Annotated in this window: 17 protein-coding genes; 4 read left to right on the top strand and 13 right to left on the bottom strand. The window is 70.4% G+C overall.

All coding sequences use genetic code 11. From position 1 onward, the window contains the following. Positions 1-19 precede the first annotated feature (19 nt). The 6 genes from ACT54X_RS08065 to ACT54X_RS08040 form a co-directional block, all read right to left on the bottom strand. Positions 20-1,735, bottom strand: coding sequence for a YadA family autotransporter adhesin (locus tag ACT54X_RS08065; RefSeq protein ID WP_476345892.1), 1,716 nt, complete (start codon positions 1,733-1,735; stop codon positions 20-22). 41 nt (positions 1,736-1,776) lie between these two features. Further along, the gene (locus ACT54X_RS08060; protein WP_476345890.1) at positions 1,777-4,029 is read right to left on the bottom strand and encodes a phosphocholine-specific phospholipase C; all 2,253 of its coding nucleotides are present in this window, start codon (positions 4,027-4,029) and stop codon (positions 1,777-1,779) included. A gap of 61 nt (positions 4,030-4,090) precedes the next feature. After that, the gene (locus ACT54X_RS08055) at positions 4,091-4,303 is read right to left on the bottom strand and encodes a hypothetical protein (protein ID WP_294371655.1); all 213 of its coding nucleotides are present in this window, start codon (positions 4,301-4,303) and stop codon (positions 4,091-4,093) included. Positions 4,304-4,482: 179 nt separating this feature from the next. Continuing rightward, positions 4,483-5,520 carry a phosphonate ABC transporter, permease protein PhnE gene (phnE, locus tag ACT54X_RS08050; RefSeq protein ID WP_354319645.1) on the bottom strand — a complete coding sequence of 346 codons (1,038 nt, stop codon included), beginning with the start codon at positions 5,518-5,520 and terminating at the stop codon, positions 4,483-4,485. Beyond that, complete coding sequence (locus tag ACT54X_RS08045) at positions 5,517-6,362, bottom strand: phosphonate ABC transporter ATP-binding protein (RefSeq protein WP_476345888.1); 846 nt, start codon at positions 6,360-6,362, stop codon at positions 5,517-5,519. The genes phnE and ACT54X_RS08045 overlap by 4 nt, the downstream gene beginning before the upstream one ends. 44 nt (positions 6,363-6,406) lie before the next feature. Continuing rightward, a complete protein-coding gene (locus ACT54X_RS08040) occupies positions 6,407-7,342 on the bottom strand; it encodes a phosphate/phosphite/phosphonate ABC transporter substrate-binding protein (RefSeq protein ID WP_114803084.1) in 936 nt (311 codons plus the stop codon). 190 nt (positions 7,343-7,532) lie between these two features. On the opposite strand from ACT54X_RS08040, the gene ACT54X_RS08035 reads away from it, so the two are divergent. Continuing rightward, positions 7,533-8,363, top strand: a complete 831-nt coding sequence (locus ACT54X_RS08035; RefSeq protein WP_476345886.1) for an HAD-IIA family hydrolase — start codon at positions 7,533-7,535, stop codon at positions 8,361-8,363. On the opposite strand, the gene ACT54X_RS08030 is transcribed toward ACT54X_RS08035, so the two are convergent. Continuing rightward, positions 8,350-9,273 (bottom strand): MurR/RpiR family transcriptional regulator, encoded by a 924-nt coding sequence (locus tag ACT54X_RS08030; protein WP_294371670.1) that lies wholly within the window; start codon positions 9,271-9,273, stop codon positions 8,350-8,352. The genes ACT54X_RS08035 and ACT54X_RS08030 overlap by 14 nt on opposite strands. A gap of 98 nt (positions 9,274-9,371) precedes the next feature. Here ACT54X_RS08030 and ACT54X_RS08025 point away from each other — a divergent pair, with 98 nt between their 5' ends. Beyond that, positions 9,372-9,566, top strand: a complete 195-nt coding sequence (locus ACT54X_RS08025; protein ID WP_354319640.1) for a hypothetical protein — start codon at positions 9,372-9,374, stop codon at positions 9,564-9,566. A gap of 72 nt (positions 9,567-9,638) precedes the next feature. Here ACT54X_RS08025 and ACT54X_RS08020 read toward each other — a convergent pair whose 3' ends face one another. Further along, positions 9,639-10,652: a TerC family protein gene (locus ACT54X_RS08020; RefSeq protein ID WP_294371674.1), complete on the bottom strand. Its 1,014-nt coding sequence runs from the start codon at positions 10,650-10,652 to the stop codon at positions 9,639-9,641. 109 nt (positions 10,653-10,761) lie between these two features. Here ACT54X_RS08020 and ACT54X_RS08015 point away from each other — a divergent pair, with 109 nt between their 5' ends. Beyond that, positions 10,762-11,661 carry a LysR family transcriptional regulator gene (locus tag ACT54X_RS08015; RefSeq protein WP_294371677.1) on the top strand — a complete coding sequence of 300 codons (900 nt, stop codon included), beginning with the start codon at positions 10,762-10,764 and terminating at the stop codon, positions 11,659-11,661. Positions 11,662-11,701: 40 nt separating this feature from the next. Here ACT54X_RS08015 and ACT54X_RS08010 read toward each other — a convergent pair whose 3' ends face one another. The 4 genes from ACT54X_RS08010 to ACT54X_RS07995 all read right to left on the bottom strand — a co-directional run bounded on the left by ACT54X_RS08010 (position 11,702) and on the right by ACT54X_RS07995 (position 14,889). Continuing rightward, entirely contained in the window at positions 11,702-12,055 is a 354-nt protein-coding gene (locus tag ACT54X_RS08010) for a VOC family protein (protein ID WP_354319639.1), read from the bottom strand. 137 nt (positions 12,056-12,192) lie between these two features. Then, the gene (locus ACT54X_RS08005; RefSeq protein WP_476345882.1) at positions 12,193-12,792 is read right to left on the bottom strand and encodes a DUF938 domain-containing protein; all 600 of its coding nucleotides are present in this window, start codon (positions 12,790-12,792) and stop codon (positions 12,193-12,195) included. Between the two features lie 85 nt (positions 12,793-12,877). Continuing rightward, positions 12,878-14,065: an acetyl-CoA C-acyltransferase family protein gene (locus ACT54X_RS08000; protein ID WP_294371685.1), complete on the bottom strand. Its 1,188-nt coding sequence runs from the start codon at positions 14,063-14,065 to the stop codon at positions 12,878-12,880. A gap of 38 nt (positions 14,066-14,103) precedes the next feature. Then, complete coding sequence (locus ACT54X_RS07995; RefSeq protein WP_476345880.1) at positions 14,104-14,889, bottom strand: enoyl-CoA hydratase/isomerase family protein; 786 nt, start codon at positions 14,887-14,889, stop codon at positions 14,104-14,106. 140 nt (positions 14,890-15,029) lie between these two features. On the opposite strand from ACT54X_RS07995, the gene ACT54X_RS07990 reads away from it, so the two are divergent. Then, the gene (locus ACT54X_RS07990) at positions 15,030-15,812 is read left to right on the top strand and encodes a transporter substrate-binding domain-containing protein (protein WP_476345878.1); all 783 of its coding nucleotides are present in this window, start codon (positions 15,030-15,032) and stop codon (positions 15,810-15,812) included. Positions 15,813-15,825: 13 nt separating this feature from the next. On the opposite strand, the gene ACT54X_RS07985 is transcribed toward ACT54X_RS07990, so the two are convergent. Beyond that, positions 15,826-17,178 carry an amidase gene (locus ACT54X_RS07985; protein ID WP_476345876.1) on the bottom strand — a complete coding sequence of 451 codons (1,353 nt, stop codon included), beginning with the start codon at positions 17,176-17,178 and terminating at the stop codon, positions 15,826-15,828. Positions 17,179-17,213: the final 35 nt, after the last annotated feature.

Raw genomic sequence — 17,213 nt, 5'->3', positions numbered from 1 at the left:
GGCGCTCCGCTCGATCCGATCAGTCGAACAGGCCCGTCAGCGCCACCCGTGTCACCACGCCCGAGCTGGTCGCGCCCACGCCCACGGTGACGCTGTAGCGGCCGTCCCGCGTGGTGTGCCGCAGTGAGCCGCCGATGGCGCTCTCGCTGCGGTAGTTGCCCAGGCCCACGGCGTAGCTGGTCTTGCCCGGCACGGCGGGCGCGGCCTCCATCGCCGCCACGCCTGCGATGCCCGCGTAGGCACGGCGCGCGTTGTCGTCGATCTGGCTCTGCAGGCGGCTGGCGGCCAGATCGGTGTAGGCCCGCGCGGCCCCCAGGCTCTGCGCCGCGGCGTTGTCGGCATGCGCGTTGGCCGTGGCCACCCCGTCGCCGACCATGCCCTGCACCTGCCCGACGTTGGTGGCGTCGCTGGGCGCGCTGCCCGCAGCCACGCCGGTGATCTGCCGGTTGCCCACGGCCACTTCGCCGCTCGACGCCTGCGCCTCGGCCAGGCCGGCCGCCGCATAGCCGGACTGCGCGCCCCGCGTGGTCGCGCTGCCCGCACCCAGCGCCACGCTGCCAGCATGGGCCGCCGTGGCATTGGCGCCCAACGCCAGGGCGTCGTCGGCACTGGCCCGTGCCGCGATGCCGATGGAGACCGCCTGGTTGGCGCGCACATAGGCGCCCGCCTCCGTGCCGATGGCGATGTTGTTGGCGCCGCTCACATTGCGGCCGGCACCACTGCCCTGCGCCAGGTTGCCGTCGCCCACGACACCCTGGCCCGCGCCGGTGCCCAAAGCCTGGTTGCGGTTGCCCTGCACACCGCCGCCGGCGCCCGTCCCCATGGCCAGGTTGTTGCTGCCCGAGACCTGCGCACCGGCCATGGTGCCCGCGGCCTGGTTGCCCGAGCCGCGCACGCCGACGCCCGCGTCCTGCCCGGTCGCCAGGTTGTTGCTGCCGTTCACGCCCACGCCCGCGCCGCCGCCGTAGGCCTGGTTTCCGCTGCCCACCACGTCGCGGCCGGCGTTGCTGCCGTAGGCCTCGTTGTTGCTGCCGGTCACGTTGGTTCCAGCCCAGAAGCCAAGGGCGTTGTTGTAGTCGCCCGTCACGTTCTGGCCGGCGCTGCGACCCATCGACTGGTTCCAGCCCCCATTGACGTTGGTGCCGGCGTAGTAGCCGATGGCCTGGTTGGCGTTCTTGCCCGACACGTTGGAGCCGGCGCCCTCGCCGACGGCCAGGTTCCAGTTGGTGCCCACGTTGTTGCCGGCGCCATTGCCCAGGGCCTGGTTGTTGCTGCCGGTGACCGTGCGGCCCGCATTGGTGCCATAGGCGTTGTTGTACGAGCCCGTCACGCCGGTGCCGGCCCAGAAGCCGGTGGCGTTGTTGTAGTTGCCCGTCACGTTCTGGCCAGCGCTGCGTCCGATGGCCTGGTTCCAGCCGCCCAGCACGCCCTGCCCCGCATTGAAGCCGATGGCCACGTTGGCATTGCCGCCACTCACGTTGGTGCCCGCGGCCTCGCCGATGGCCAGGTTCCAGTTGGTGCCGACGCCGTTGCCGGCGCCCTTGCCGATCGCCTGGTTGTTGCTGCCGGTGACGCCGGTCGTGCCGGCGCCGTCGCCGATGCCCAGGTTTCCCTTGGTCGGGTCCCAGGCCACCGGCTGCGCGGCGGCGAGGCCGCCACCTGCAGCCAGAACCAGGGCCAGGCCCAGCGGAGCGGCACGGCGCGCCGCGCGCCGTGGGTCGTGTCGCATGTTCATACGCTGCTTCCCCTCTTGTTCTTCCGACGCGGTGGCCGGCTTCAGAGCTTGGCCAAGTGCAGGGCCATGGCCGGGTCGCTCACGCTGGGCTTGCCGGTCTCGACCCGACCGGCAAAGCGGCGCTCCATGCCGGCGGCGGCGACCGTGAAGTCGTACCAGCAGCCGCTGCCGTCCAGGTTCCAGTGCAGCATGCCGGTGGCGCCGGGGTCCACGGCCAGCGTCCACGGCCCGTCGTTGCGGTAGGCGTTGGACGTCACGGTGACGCTGCCGGCGGCCTTGCCGGCGTTGCGCACCTTGACGTAGACCTGCCCGCCCGCCGGCTCGTAGCAGACCTGCACCTCGGGCTTGAAGCCGGCCGCGTCCTGGGCGAGCGCATCGCCCTTGAAGGTGCGCACGAAGCCATTGCTGCTGTAGACCCACAGCTCGTACTTGCCGCCATCGGTGGCCCCGGCGTCCCAGTAGTCCGACAGCTGCTTGCCGGCCTCCACCGTGTAGCGGCGCGGAATGCGGTCCAGGTGCAGCTTGTCGTAGACATGGAACACGGCGCCCTGGTTGCCCGTGTTGCTGAAGATCAGCTGCACCATGCCGCGCGATTCCACGCGCGCGCTGGTGTGCAGCTCGTACGGCAGCGCACGCGAGGGCCGCGTGCCGGTCTCCTGGTAGAGCGGCTGCGGCGTGGCCGGCGCCGTGGTCACGGGCGAGGTGGGCAGCAGGCGCTGCGCGGCATTGATCGCCGCGTAGTTGCTGGTGTCGGGCAGCCTGGGCACCACCGGGTCGTTGGGCGTGGCGAAGTCGAAACACGAGGTCAGGTCGCCGCACACCGCACGGTGCCAGGGGCTGATGGCGTCCACGCTGATGCGGAAGCGCTGTTCCAGGAAGCGGGCCACCGAGGTGTGGTCGAACACCTGCGAGTTGACCCAGCCACCCTTGCTCCAGGGCGAGACCACGTACATCGGCACACGCGAGCTCAGGCCCCAGGGGCGGGTCTTGCCGCTGGTGGTGTCCTCGGCCTTGAGGTAGCTGCCGACCGAGGCGTCGAAGTACTCGCCCTCCAGCGACACGGTGGACTTGCCCATCAGATTGCCACTGGCGTCGTACGACGGCACGGCGGGCATGGCCGCGTGGTCGAAGAAGCCATCGTTCTCGTCGAAGGTGACGAACAGCACCGTCTTGCTCCACACGGCCGGATTGGCGGTGAGCGCGTCCAGCACATCGGCGATGAAGTCGGCCGCGCCGGCCACACCCTCGCTGCTGCCCGGGTGCTCGGCCAGGGCCTGCGTGGGCAGCACCCACGAGACCTGCGGCAGCGTGTTGTTGATCACGTCCTGCCTGAGCTGGGCCAGGAAGTTGGTCGCGCCATCGGCGGTGGCCGGGCCGCCCGTGAGGCCGTGCTCGTAGATGGGCGAGCCCGGCTGCGCGGTGCGGAAGCTCTGGAAGGCCAGGCAGCCGTGCATGGCGCCGGTCCAGTTGTTGTTCATGTTCTGGTAGATGTGCCAGCTGATGCCGGCCCGCTGCAGCACGTCGGGGAGCGTGTCCCATTTGAAGGCGGTGTTGACGTACTTGTAGTTGTAGGCGCCCGTTCCGGGATCGACCTGGCCGGAGCCGTCCGCCTGCTGCGCGCGGCCGGCGACCCAGTTGGAGGGACTGGGCCAGCAGCGCGAGTTGACGGGCTCCGAATCGGCATCGGTGCTGTTGATGCCCTTCTTGCGCAGCTCCGGATTGAAGTTGGAGCCCGACCAGAAAATGATCCGGTTGGGATCGGTGCCGGTGAGGATGGAGCAGTGGTAGCCATCGCACAGCGTGAAGGCATCGGCCAGCGCGAACTGGAACGGGATGTCGTCGCGCAGGTAGTAGCCCATCGTGGCCTGGTTCTTGAACTGGATCCAGCGGTCCATCTTTCCCTGGTTCCAGGCGGCCTGCTGGTCGGGAAAGTTGTGCGGCGTGCCCGAGCCGATCAGCGCATTGGCGATGCGCGAGTCGCGACGGAAGGGTGGGATGTCCGCGCCGCCGCTCGGGTTGGGTTGGTAGAACACCGGCTTGCCGGTGGACAGCGGCAGCGGGAAGCGGTCGCCGAAGCCGCGCACCCCGCGCAGGGTGCCGAAGTAATGGTCGAAGCTGCGGTTCTCCTGCATCAGGATGACGATGTGCTTGACGTCATCGATGGTGCCCTTGTCGACAGCGGCCTCGACGGCCAGGGCCTTGCGGATGGCGGGCGGCAGCACGCTCAGGGCCGAGGCCGCGCCGAGCGCGCCGGCCGACTTGCGGAAGAAATCGCGACGGGAAGAGGAGTTCATGGGGTTCTTTCAACGCCAGGGACGACAGGGGGTTCGGTGAAGAAGGCGGTGCGCCGGGGGCTCAGGGCGCGCACTTGAGCGCAGGCTCGGCGGCCGTGCCGCCGCCCGCGGCGGGCGGTGTGCCACCGCCACTGCCGTTGCCGGCCGGCGCACCCTGCCCGGGCAGGAAGGCCAGGCCGCCACCACCGCCGCTGCCACCGCCGCAGGCGCCGAGGGTCAGGCACAGGAGAAGGCCCGCCGCAGCGAGGCCGTACCGGGAAGATGCTGTCTTCATGGGGTTTCCTTTGGATCGAAGGACACGAGGGGAGAAGGAGGCGCGCGCAGGGCGCGGCCAGGGCCGATCCGCAGGGCCAGGCAGCCTCCACGGAATCGGGCGGACGAGGAAAGCGGAATGCGGAGGCAGGCCGGCGCGCGGACAGCCGCGCGTCGAGGCGGCCGGGGCGGGATCAGGGCTCAGCCATAGCGGCTGCGCAGCCGGGCGGCGACGCGGTCGAGCAGGAGCACGGTCAGGAAGATCGCGATCAGGATCGTCCCGACGTGCGCATAGTTGTACATGTCGTAGCGGCCCTTGAGCTCCTGCCCGATTCCGCCTGCGCCCACCAGGCCCACCACGGTCGCCATCCGCACGTTGCGGTCCAGCACGTAGAGCGTGTAGGCGATGAAGCCCGGCATCACCTGCGGCAGCACGGCAAAGCGCATCACCGCCAGTGGGCCGGCGCCGATGGCACGCAGCGCCTCCTGCGGGCGGTCGTCGGCGGTCTCGATGTCCTCGGCGTAGAACTTGCCGAGGAAGCCGGCCGCGTGCAGGGCCAACGCCAGCACGCCGGCGATGGGACCGAAGCCGTAGGCCAGCACCAGGAAGAGCGCACTCACCAGCTCGGGGACCGCGCGCAGCAGGCCGACCACGGCCCGCGCAGCGCCGTAGACAAGCCGGTTGGGCGCGTAGTTGCGGGCGCTGCACCAGGCCAGCGGCGCGCTCAGCACGATGGCGATCAACGTGGCCCAGGCGGCGATCTCGAAGGTCTCCAGCATCTTGGCCGCCACATGCCACAGGTAGCCCAGCGGCTCGACCAGCACCTCCTGGCGCACCACCCGGTCCTCCATGGCGAGGGTCTGCGGATTGAGCCGCGGCTCGTGCATCTCCACGGTCTCGATGTGCGAAAGCCAGGGCAGCTGCTGGCGATCGAAGCCCTCGATGCGGGCGACTTCGGTGCGCTCGGAAATCTGCGGCGGAAAGAGCGAGCGGGCGATGGTGCCCAGCCCGTTCAGCACCTGCGACTGCTCGCGCAGGCCGACGGCGGCGAGCATGCCTTCGCCGGTGAGCGAGAGCATCCGGCCCAGTTCCACACGCTGCCCGGCCCAGAGCCCGCCGGCGAGCACCAGCGCCAGGACCAGCAGCGTGCGCAGGCCGAAGGGCTGCGGCAGGGCCCACTGCGCCGCGGGGCGCACGGGCGCCTGCGCGTCGGTCGCGAGGGATGCGGGGAGGGTCATGGCGCAAGCTCCAGAAGACCGACCGGCAACGCGGGCTGCGGCGCCGGCGACAGGGCCGGCGCAGGGGACGCGCAGCTGCCTGCCGCTACCCCGGTCGCAGGAGGCGCGTCGGCCGCGCGCCCGTACACCGCCTCGAAGGCGCCCTGCCCGAACGCCTGCGGCACGCCGTCGAACACCACGCGGCCTCCGCGCAGCGCCACGATGCGGTCGGCGAACTCGCGCGCCAGATCGAGTTGATGCAGGCTGCACAGCACGGTGGCGCCGCGCTCGCGCGCCTGTCGGCGCAGCAGGTCGAGCACGTCGTGGCTGGTCTGCGGATCGAGGCTGGCGACCGGCTCGTCGGCCAGCACCAGCGGCGGATCGCGCATGAAGGCGCGCGCGATGCCGACGCGCTGTTGCTGCCCGCCGGAGAGTTCGCTCACCCGGCGCAGCAGATGCTCCTCGCCGAGGCCGACGGCCTCGATCAGCGCACAGGCCTTGCGCCGGGCCTCGTCGGTGAACAGCCCCGGCAGCATGCGCCAGAGCGGCATGGCCGGCAGCGCGCCGCACAGCACGTTCTGCGCCACCGTGGCCCGCGCCACCAGGTTGAACTGCTGGTGAATCATGCCGATGCACGGACGCAGGCGGGCCAGGTTGCGCGGCACCACTGGCGTGCCTTGCACCCGCACCTCGCCCACGGTGGGCCGGGCCAGGCCGTTGACCGTGCGCAGCAGCGTGGACTTGCCCGCACCCGACGCCCCCAGCACCACGCAGAACTGGCCGGCGGGCACGTCGAGCGAGACACCGTCCAGCGCCTGGGTGCCATCGGCGTGGCGCAGGGCGACCGAGTCGAAGCACAGCATGGTTGGGCCTTCGGCAGCGTGGATCGTGGTGCGGGCGCCGGCGCTCAACGCTCGGCCGCCTTGGCGAGGATGCGGCCCTTGAGGTCGTCGGTCAGCAGGCCCAGCTTCTCGGCCGCCACATTGAACTCGTCCTCCGAGAAGCGGGTGTCGTAGCCGTCGATGCGTGCGCCGCCGTAGCCGCGGATCATTTCCGGCGTCACGCCCGGCGCCTTGTTGACGGTCTGGAAGGCCTCCTTGAGCCGGGTCTTCATCGCCTCTGGCAGGCGGGCGTTGAGGGCCAGCGGCGGATAGGGAATGGCCATGCTGCGGGCGACGACCTTGATGGTCTTCGGATCGACGGCGCCTTGCTTGACCGCCTTCTCGTAGGAATCGAAGGAGAGCGAGGCCACGTCCACTTGGCCCTGGACCAGCGCCGCCAGGCTGCTGGCATGGCTGCCGGTCATGCGGATGGCGGCCAGGTCGCGCGCCGGATCGATGCCCGCATCCAGCAGCATCGCAACCTGGAAGGTGAAGCTGGAGGCCGAGTTGACGTCACCGAAGGCCACGCGCCGGCCCTTGACGTCCGCGATGGTGGCGATGGGCGCATCGGCCTTCGCGAACATGCCGGCGTAGTAGACCGAGGCGCCCTTCTCAACGCCCACGGCCAGCAGTTGCGCGCAGCCGCGCTTGTGGGCCTGCACGTACGACACCGGCCCGAAGAAGGCGATGTCGGCCAGCTGGTTGCACATGCCCTCCACCACGGCACCGTAGGACTGGCCCACCTTGAGGTCGAAGTTCAGGCCGGTGGCCCGGCTCACGGCGTTGAAGACCGGCGCGTAGTCGGCCTTGGTGCCCGATTCGGTGCCGCCATCCGCGGGAATCAGCAGCACGCGCAGCGGATGCTCGCGCGAGCCGTCGGCGACGGTCTGCGCTGCTGCGGGCAAGGCCAGCACGGCGGCGAGCGAGACGGCGGCAGCCGCAAGGGCCAGGAGCTTCTTCATGGTGGATTCCTTCGTTGCTGAGGGGGGACGAGGGCCGGTGCCGCTCGGATGCCGGTGAGCTTAGGAATCCAAGATGACAGAGAAATGAAATTAGCTCATTTTAAAAAATCAAAAAGACTGAGCTTTGTTCAATAGAATCGCGCCCCACGCCGACGCCCTCTCCGCTCGCCGCCTGCCCTCACGACGATTCATGAACATCTTGGCCTCCCTCGCCCACCCGCCGCAGCGCAAACAGAAAGAGAACATCGCGTCCGCCTGGGACACCCTGGCGCAGGCCAGCCACCTGTTGCTGGACCTCGACGGCACGCTGGTGCGGCAGAACGAGGCCGTCGATGGCGCGGCCGAGCTGCTCGCACGCTTCGAGGGCCGCTTCGCGATCGTCTCCAACAACTCCACGCACACGGCCCAGGGCCTGTCGCTTCGCCTGCGGCGGCTGGGCCTGCGCGTGCCGCCCGGGCGCATCGTGCTGGCCGGCGAATGCGCCGTGGAGCTGCTGGCGCGTCAGCAGCCCGGCGCGCGCGTGATGGTGGTCGGCAGCGCGGCCCTGCAGCGGCTCGCGACGGGCCGCGGATTGCGGCCGGTGACCGCCGAAGCCGAGGTGGTGCTGCTGGCGCTGGACCTGCGCTTCAGCCATGCCCGCCTGTCGGCCGTGGTGCACGAGCTGCGCAGCGGCGCTCGCCTGCTGGTGGCCAATGCGGACACCAGCCATCCGGGCCCGCAGGGGCGGCTGGTGCCGGAGACAGGCGCCCTGCTGGCCGCCGTGGAGGCCGCCAGCGGCGTGCGGCCCTGGTACGTCGTGGGCAAGCCCGAGCCGCTTCTCTTCGAAAAGGGGCTGCGTTGCCTCGGCGCCGATCCGGCCCGCACGCTGGTGGTGGGCGACAACCCCGCCACCGACGCCGCCGGCGCGGCACGGCTCGGACTGTCCTGCGTGCTGGTGGGCGATGCCGCCGGCGCCGAGGCCGCCTCCGTGGCGGAACTGGCGGCCCTGCCCCTGGCGCCGATACGGCTCAGTAGCGCTTGATCGACAGCACGTCGAAGGTCTGGCGCAGTGTGCGCACGGCGGTGTCGTAGTCCGACAGCGCCAGGCACGCGATCAGCACATCGATGATGGCCAGTTGCGCAAGCCGGCTGGTCATGGCCTCGGTGCGGAAATGGGTCTCGCGTGCCATGGTGAACAGCACCACGTCGGCGAAGGCCTGCAGCGGCGACTTGCCGAAGTTGGTGATGCACACGGTAGAGGCGCCCGCCTCCTTGGCCAGCCGCGTGGCCGTCACCGTCTCGTGCGTGCTGCCCGAATGCGAGATGGTCAGCACCGCCACCTTCGCATCGGTGAGCGAGGCGCAGATCGCCTGCACATGCGAGTCGACCACCACCTTGGCATTCAGGCCGATGCGCAGCATGCGGTAGTGCGCATCCTCGGCAATGGTGGCCGAGCTGCCGATGCCGTAGATCTCGATGCGCTCGGCCTGGCGCAATAGCCTGACCGCACGCTCCAGCGCCGCCGCGTCGAGCGAGGCCTGGGTGTCGTGCAGCGTCTGGATGTTGCTCTGGAAGATCTTGCGGATCACGGCCGCCGCCGTGTCCTGCGGGTCGAGGTCCTCATGGATGAACTGCACCGGCCGCACGATCTCCTGCGCCAGGGCGATCTTGACCTGCTGGAAGCCGGTGGCGCCCAGGTTCTTGCACAGGCCCACCACGCTGCCTTCGCTGGAGCCGGTTCGCTCGGCCACCTCGCTCACCGACATGTGCACCACCTCGCGCGGATGGTTGGCGATGAAGCTGGCGATGCGCTGCCCCACCGGCCCGAGCGAGGACCACAGCGTCTCGATGCGCGCGAGCACCGCCAGGGCCTGCCCGCCGGCTGCGACCGGCTGGGGCGCAGGCGCAGGGGTCTTGGCGTTGGACGGTCGGGCGGGGCTGCTGCGCTTCATGGGGCGCGAGCTTACCCGGCGGACATGGCGCTCCCGGCCGCAGGGCCGCCACCGGCGCCTTCATGAGGCCGACTTGAAAGCCCGCCAAGCTGCCGGCCATGTCGCCTTCCCAGCAGTTCGCCGTCCTCGCCGCGCAGACGCCACCACCCTACCGCCGCTATGCCTGGCTGATCGTCGAACGCCTGGACGAGGAGGACGTGCCGCTGTGCGAATCGCTCGGCACCTTCCCCACCATGATGTCGGCGCTCTATGCAGGGCAGCAGGCGCTGCAGCAGATGCAGTCCGGCGGCTGAGCGCCCGACGCCGCCCAAAAAAAAAGCGGCCGGGGCGCCCATCCCGGCCGCTTCGTGCGGGACTGCAGACGGTCAGCGCGCGGCGGACGGGCCGGGCAACTGCGGCGTCTCGGCCTGCTGGCCGCGCGTCCGGTAGAGCGAGTACAGCACGCCACCCGCGATCAGCCCGAAGGTCACCGCCAGCGAGATCACCGGCGGGAACTTGCCGATGAAGTTCACCAGGAAGATCTTGGTGCCGATGAACACCAGCACCAGGGCCAGCGCGTACTTGAGGTAGTGGAATCGATGGATCATCGCGGCCAGCGCGAAGTACAGCGCACGCAGGCCCAGGATGGCGAAGATGTTGCTGGTGTAGACGATGAACGGGTCGGTGGTGATGGCGAAGATGGCCGGTACCGAGTCCACGGCGAACACCAGGTCCACGATCTCGATCAGCACCAGGGCCAGCAGCAGCGGCGTGGCGAAGCGGGCGACGCGGCCGGTCTTGGGGTCGACCTCCTTCACCGTGAAGGCATTGCCACGAAGGCCCTCGGTCACCCGCATGCGGCCGCGAAGGAAGCGCAGCACCGGGTTGCTGGCGATGTCAGGCTCGGCATCGGCCATGCGCCACATCTTGATGCCGGTGAACACCAGGAAGGCGCCGAAGAAGTACAGCACCCAGCTGAAGTTCGTCACCAGGGCCGCGCCTGCGCCGATGAGCAGCGCCCGCAGCACGATCACGCCCAGGATGCCCCAGAACAGCACCCGGTGCTGGTACTGCCGCGGAATGGCGAAGAAGCTGAAGATCAGCGCGATGACGAAGACGTTGTCCATCGACAGCGACTTCTCGATCATGAAGCCGGTGAGGTATTCCATGCCGCTCTGCGCACCCAGGCTCCACCAGACCCAGCCGCCGAAGAGCAGGGCCACGCTGATGTAGCCGCCTGAGAGCAGCAGGCTTTCGCGCACGCCGATCTCGCGGTCGCCCTTGTGCAGCACGCCCAGGTCGAGCGCCAGCAGGGTGACCACGATGGCCATGAAGGCCAGCCAGAGGCCGGCCGGCCGGCCGAGGAAGTCGGCCGCAAGGAAGGAGAGCAGGGTTTCCATGGTGTCGGTGGTGATGGAGTGGAACTGGCGGCGATGATGCCCAGCCGTCCGCTCAAGAAAAACCAGCCGGAGGTGGAACGACTCTTCGGTTTTTACGAAACTTCAAGGCATGGCGTCCTACGACTTCAACTACCGGCACCTGCACTACTTCTGGACCGTGGCGCGCGAGGGCGGCTTCTCCAAGGCGGCCGCCCGGCTGGGCGTGGCGGTGCAGACGGTGAGCGCCCAGGTGCGCGAGCTGGAGAAGTCGCTGGGTCACCAGCTGCTCAAGCCCGAGGGCCGCAGCGTCGCGCTGACCGAAGCGGGCATGGCCGCGCTGCAGCGGGCCGAGGAGATCTTCCAGCTTGGCCAGGAGCTGCCCGAGCTGGTCCGCCAGGCCGCCACGGAGCCGGCGGTGCGCCTGGCCATCGGGCTGTCGGACGGCATCTCCAAGCTGGCCGCCCATGCGATGGTGGAGCCGGTGCTGCAGACCCCCGCGCTGCGCCTGGTCTGCCATGAGGGCGAGCTCGAACAGCTGCTGGGCGAGCTGGCCATGCACCACCTCGACATGGTGCTGGCTGGCCAGCCGGCGCCCTCCAGGCCGGCCCTGCGGCTGAGCAGCCATCGCATCGCCGAGGCACCGGTCGACTGGTGGGGGCCGGCGGCGCTGGTGCGCGCCGCCGCCATGCGCGAGTTTCCGCAGAGCCTGGGCGATCTGCCCGTGCTGCTGCCGACCGCACATTCCGCGCTGCGCCCGCAGCTGGAGCGCTGGTTCGAGCGCCATGGCATGCGCCCGCGCGTCGCGGGCGAGTTCGAGGATTCGGCGTTGCTGGCGGTGTTCGCGGCCCGCGGACTGGGGGTGTTTCCCGTCAGCCGGCTAGGGGCTGGAGACCTGGGGCTGATGCGGGGGCTCCGGCTGCTCGGTCGCAGTGACGAACTTCAGGAAGAAATCCATCTGATCCGGTCACGGCGAGGGCAGCACCATCCCCTCGTCCAGCAGATCGAGGCGCACGCCCGTCAGCGCGGTTGACGAAGCACCGACCGGAAGTTCAAAAGGTTGGAAGAAGCGCTCAGCACGCCAGCGCCGCGCTCAACACCTGCGCCAGCACCAGCTGGTTGCCATCGGGATCGCGCAGGAAGGCGATGCGGACGGCGTCGGCATCCTGGCGCCGGGTGGGGCGCACGCCAGCGCCATCCATCTGTTCCAGCTGCTGGTCCAGGTCGTCGACCACCATCGTGACCGACGCGCCCGTACCGCCGGCGGACTGCCGCACAAGACGAAGGCAGCAACCACCCTCGAAACGCCATTCGGCGATCTCGGCGTCGCGGCGCACGGGCGCGCTGCCGATGAGCAGCGCATACCAGGCAATGGATTGATCCAGGTCCTTCACGGCCACGCCGGCCAGCATGTTGGTGATGCGCATGGGTGTCTGAGCAGTTTGCGCATGCACTATGAATCCGCGCCAGGGGAAGGCGCGAGGGACGCCGGCGTGCCGCTGCGTAGGATTGCAACCCGCCCTCGCCTGCCGCCGTCGGCGGGCCGCGAAGCACGCCGTGCGCCTCACCCCCGCCGCCTGAAAGCCAGCAACAGGTTGTTGGCCGGCATGTCCAACCGCTCCATCGGATCGAGTCCGGCTTCGGCCGCCTGCGCGGTCACATCGGCCAGCGTCCGCAGTCCCCACGCGGGGTTGCGGCGGCGCAGGTCGGCGTCGAACGCCGCATTGCTGGGCGCCAGCGGCTCGCCCTCGACCACATAGGGTCCATAGAGCACCAGCAGCCCGCCCGGCCGCAGCGCCCGGCCCGCGCCGTGCATCAGTCCTTCGGTGCAGCCCCAGGGGGAGATGTGGACCATGTTGGCGCAGTACACCGCGTCCAGGCTGGCCGGGGCGACGGGCCAGGCCTCGCGCACATCCAGCGCCACCGGCGCCGCGACCTGCGGCAGATCGGCCGTGCGCGCCGCGATGGCGGAGAGCATGGTGGCGTCGGGCTCGGTGGGCAACCAGGTCCATTCCGGCAGGGCCGCAGCAAAGTGCGCCGCATGCTGGCCCGTGCCGGCGGCCACTTCCAGCAGATGGCCGCGCACCGGCAGCAGGCGCAGCAGTTCGGCCAGGATGGGGCCCTTGTTGCGCTCGGCCGCCGGGCTGGTGATCAGTCCCGGCATCGCACCGGCCCTCGCCTGCTGTGCCTGGACGCCATGAGCGCGCCCTGTATGCAGATGCCCTTGGAAGCGGCCACGCGGGCGTCTCTCACACGCGCTCGAAGATCGCGGCGATGCCCTGGCCACCGCCGATGCACATGGTCACCAGCGCATAGCGGCCCTGCACCCGGTGCAGCTCGGCCAGTGCCTTGACGGTGATGATGGCACCCGTCGCACCCACCGGATGACCCAGCGAAATGCCCGAGCCGTTGGGGTTGACCTTGGCCGGGTCGAAGTCCAGCTCCTTCATCACGGCGCAGGCCTGGGCGGCGAAGGCCTCGTTGGACTCGATGACGTCCAGGTCACTCACCTTCAGGCCGGTGCGTGCCAGCACCTTGCGCGTGGCCGGCACCGGGCCGATGCCCATGTAGGCCGGCTCCACGCCTGCATGGGCATAACCCACCAGGCGCGCCAGCGGCTTGAGCCCCAGCGCCTTGACGCGCTCGCCCTCGGCCAGCACCACCGCGCCGGCCCCGTCGTTGATGCCCGAGGCGTTGCCGGCCGTGACCGTGCCGCCCTCCTTCTTGAAGGCGGGCTTCATGCCGGCCAGCACCTCGACGGTGGTGGACGCCTTGACATGCTCGTCGGTGTCGAAGACCACCACGCCCTTGCGGGTCTTGATCTCGACCGGGACGATCTGGTCCTTGAACCGACCGGCAGCGATTGCCGCGGCCGCGCGCCGATGGCTCTCGGCGGCCAGCGCGTCCTGCTGCTCGCGCGTGATGCCGTGGCGCTCGGCCACGTTCTCGGCCGTGATGCCCATGTGGATCTTCTGCCAGGGGTCGTGCAGGATGCCCAGCATGTAGTCCACCAGTTGCACGTCGCCCATGCGGGCGCCGTAGCGGGCGGCGGTGTCGAAGTAGGGGCCGCGGCTCATCGACTCGGAGCCGGCGCCGATGGCGATGTCGCAGTCGCCCAGCGCGATGGCCTGCGCCGCCGAGATGATGGCCTGCAGGCCCGAGCCGCACAGCCGGTTGACGTTGAAGGCCGGCGTCTCGATGGGGCAGCCGGCATCGATGGCGGCCACGCGGCTGAGGTACGCATCCTTGGTGTCGGTGGGAATCACGTTGCCCATCACCACATGACCGATGGCGTCCGGCGCCACGCCGCTGCGCGTGAGAGCGGCCTTCACGGCGGTGGTGGCGAGCTGGGTGTTGGGCACGTCCTTGAGCGCGCCGCCGAAGGTGCCGATGGCCGTGCGAGCGGTGCCGACGACGTAGATGTCGCGTGGGGTCATGGTGAGGTCCTCGTCGTGAAAAGGGAGCGGTGCCGCGATCAGCGGCCCTGGAAGGCGGGCTTGCGCCGCGCGAAGAAGGCGTCGACGCCCTCGCGGAAATCGGCCGTGGCGGCACAGGCCTGGAAGGCGGCCTCCTCGGCCGCCAACTGTGCCGGAAGATCGCGCTCCACGCTGCCGCGCAGGAGACGCCGCAGCTGGCCCAGCGCCCGGGTGGGGCCGGCGGCCAGCCGCTGCGCCAGCGCCAGGGCCTCGGCCGGCAGGGCGTCGGCAGCGACGACGCGGTTGATCAGGCCCATGCGCTCGGCAGCCTCCGCGTCGAGCATGTCGCCCAGCAGGGCGATCTCCAGCGCACGGCGCAGGCCCACCCAGCGGGGCAGTGCCCACGACGCGCCGACGTCGCAGCTGGCGCCGATGTTGACGTAGGCGAGGTTGAAGCGGGTGCCCTTGGCGGCGAGCACGAAGTCGGCCTGCAGCATCAGGCTGAGGCCCGCACCGGCCGCCACCCCATGCACCTGGGCGATGACGGGCAGGTCGAGCGTGGCGAGCAGTTGCAGGGCCTCGTGCAGCGGCCCGATCAACGCGGCGGCGCCGCCCTGCGGATCGGCCGACAGCACCGCCAGGTCGCCGCCCGCCATGAAGCCCTTGCCCTCGCCGCACAGCAGCAGGGCTCGCACGCCCGGATCGGCGGCCAACCCCCGCACGGCCGCCAGGAAGGCCTGGGCCATGGACACGTCGATGGCATTGAGCGCCTGGGGCCGGTTGAAGCGGAGGATGGCCACCGCGCCTTCGCGCGAGAGCAGCAGGGGGGAGGTGTCGTCACTCATGCTCGTTTGTCTCCGATGAAGGACGCCCGCTGCCGGCGATGCACGCGCGGGCCGCCGGATTCTAGGGACGGGCTCCTGCGGCGCGCGGCGGGAGCGCCGCACAATGCGCGCACTTCCACTTCCCCAAAGAGCCACCGCCCATGCTCACCCGTCGTTTCTTCTCCTTCGCGGCCACCGCCCTGGTGGCCGGCCTCACCCTGATCTCGACCGCCCACGCCGGCCCGCGCCTGGACCGCGTGCTGGACACCAAGGTGCTGCGCGTCGGCACGCCGGGCGACTACCGGCCCTTCGCCATCAAGACCGACAGCGGCTATTCGGGCCACGACATCGACCTGGTCGAGCGCATGGCCAAGGAACTGGGCGTGCGCATCGAATGGGTGCCCACCACCTGGCCCAACCTGCTCAAGGACATGCAGGCCGACAAGTACGACCTGGCTGTGGGCGGCATCACCCGCAACGTGGCGCGCATGCGCGTGGTGGCGATGCTCCCGGGCTATGCGCCCTTCGGCAAGGTGGCGCTGGTGCGCGCGGCCGACAAGGCCAGGTTCACCACGCTCGAATCGCTCAACCAGCCCGGTGTGCGCGTCATCAAGAACCCCGGCGGCACCAACGAGGCCTTCGTGCTGGAGAACCTCAAGGCGGCCCAGGTCAGCACGCACGAGAAGAACGCCGAGATCCCCGCGCTGATCGCCGAGGGCAAGGGCGACGTCATGATCACCGAGACCTACGAGGCCCTGGTCTACGCCAAGGCCGATCCGCGCCTGCATGCGGCCTTCATCGACGCGCCGTTGACGCCGCCGAGCAAGCTGGGCTTCATGCTGCCGGCCGATGACGCCGACTACCTGCGCGTGATGAACTTCGTCTGGGACCAGATGGAGACGCGCGGAGCGCTCAAGCAAGCCGCCGAAAAATGGCTGAAGTGAGGGCGGGCCTGGCTCAAGGCTGAGCCAGCACGGCCTCCACCGCCAGCGCGGCCGCCGCCAGCCGCGCGTCGTCGCCGCGCACCGAGGCCAGCATCAGCCCCACCGGCAATTCGCCCGGCGCCTGGCAGGGCAGGCTGAAGGCGCAGCCGTCGAGGAAGTTGATGGCGAAGGTGTTGCGCAGCAGCAGGCCATTCGCCTTGAAGAAGGCCTCGTCGCTGGCCAGCAGTTCGTCGATGGCCGGCGCGGTGATCGGCACGGTCGGGCAGACCAGTGCGTCGAAGCCCTGCACGGCCGCCTCCATGCGCACGATCCAGTCGCGGCGCGCGTCCTGCATGGCGATGTAGTCGGCCGCGCCCACCGACATGCCCAGGTCGATGCGGGCCGCCACGCGGGGGTCGTACTCGGCACGCCGGGCGCCGATGCGGCGGCGGTGCACCGCCGCGGCCTCCACCGGCGAAAAGCCCCCGGGCGCGTTGATGCGGGAGATCTCGGTCAATTCATTCAGCGGCAATTCCGTCACAAGCGCGCCTGCAGCCGACAGGCGCGACAGCGCCTGGTCGAAGGCGCGTGCCACCGCGGGCTCGACGCCATCGAACATGAGCGACGCAGGCACGGCGAAGCGCAGCCCTGCCACGCTGTCGCGCCGATGCACGACGAGCGGCGTGTCGGCGAGGGCGGCGTCCAGGGTCAGGCAGTCCTCGACCGTGCGCGCCATGGCGCAGACGGTGTCCAGTGACCGCGCCAGCTCGAAGGCTCCGTCGCGCGGCGTGCGCGACTGCGTGCTCTTGAAGCCCACCAGCCCACACAACGCGGCCGGGATGCGGATCGAACCGCCAGTGTCCGAGCCCAGCGCGCCCACCGACAGCCCAAGCGCCACCGACACCGCCGCGCCGCTGGAGGAGCCGCCGGGAATGCGCGCCACCTGCGCATCCGCCGGATTGCGCGGCGTGCCGTAGTGCGGATTGATGCCCACGCCGGAGAAGGCGAACTCGGTCATGTTGGTCTTGCCGACGATGGCGGCGCCCTGAAGCCGCAGCCTGGCCACTGCCGCTGCATCGCGGGTGGCTGGCGGCTCGCCCTGGCAGGCCACCGAGCCGGCCAGCGTGACCTCGCCGGCCACGTCGTACAGGTCCTTGATCGACACCGGCAGCCCGGCCAGCGGGGGCATCGGCACGCCGGCGGCCTGCATGGCATCGGCATGGTGCGCGGCCGCCCGCGCGGCGTCGGGATAGAGGCGGGTGAAGACGTGACCGGCGGCCGGCGCCAAGGCGCCTTCGAGCACCTGCTCGACCAGCGACGTGTGCGTCAGGGCGCCGCCAGCGATGCGCCGGCGCAGTTCGGTAATGGGAGGAAGCGCGGTGGTCATGCGGGCGTTTCTAGCACGCCCCGGCGGCGGGCCGC

The sequence above is a fragment of the Pseudacidovorax sp. DMC4 genome (genome assembly GCF_056314265.1).
This window is presented reverse-complemented; position numbering and strand designations above follow the sequence as displayed.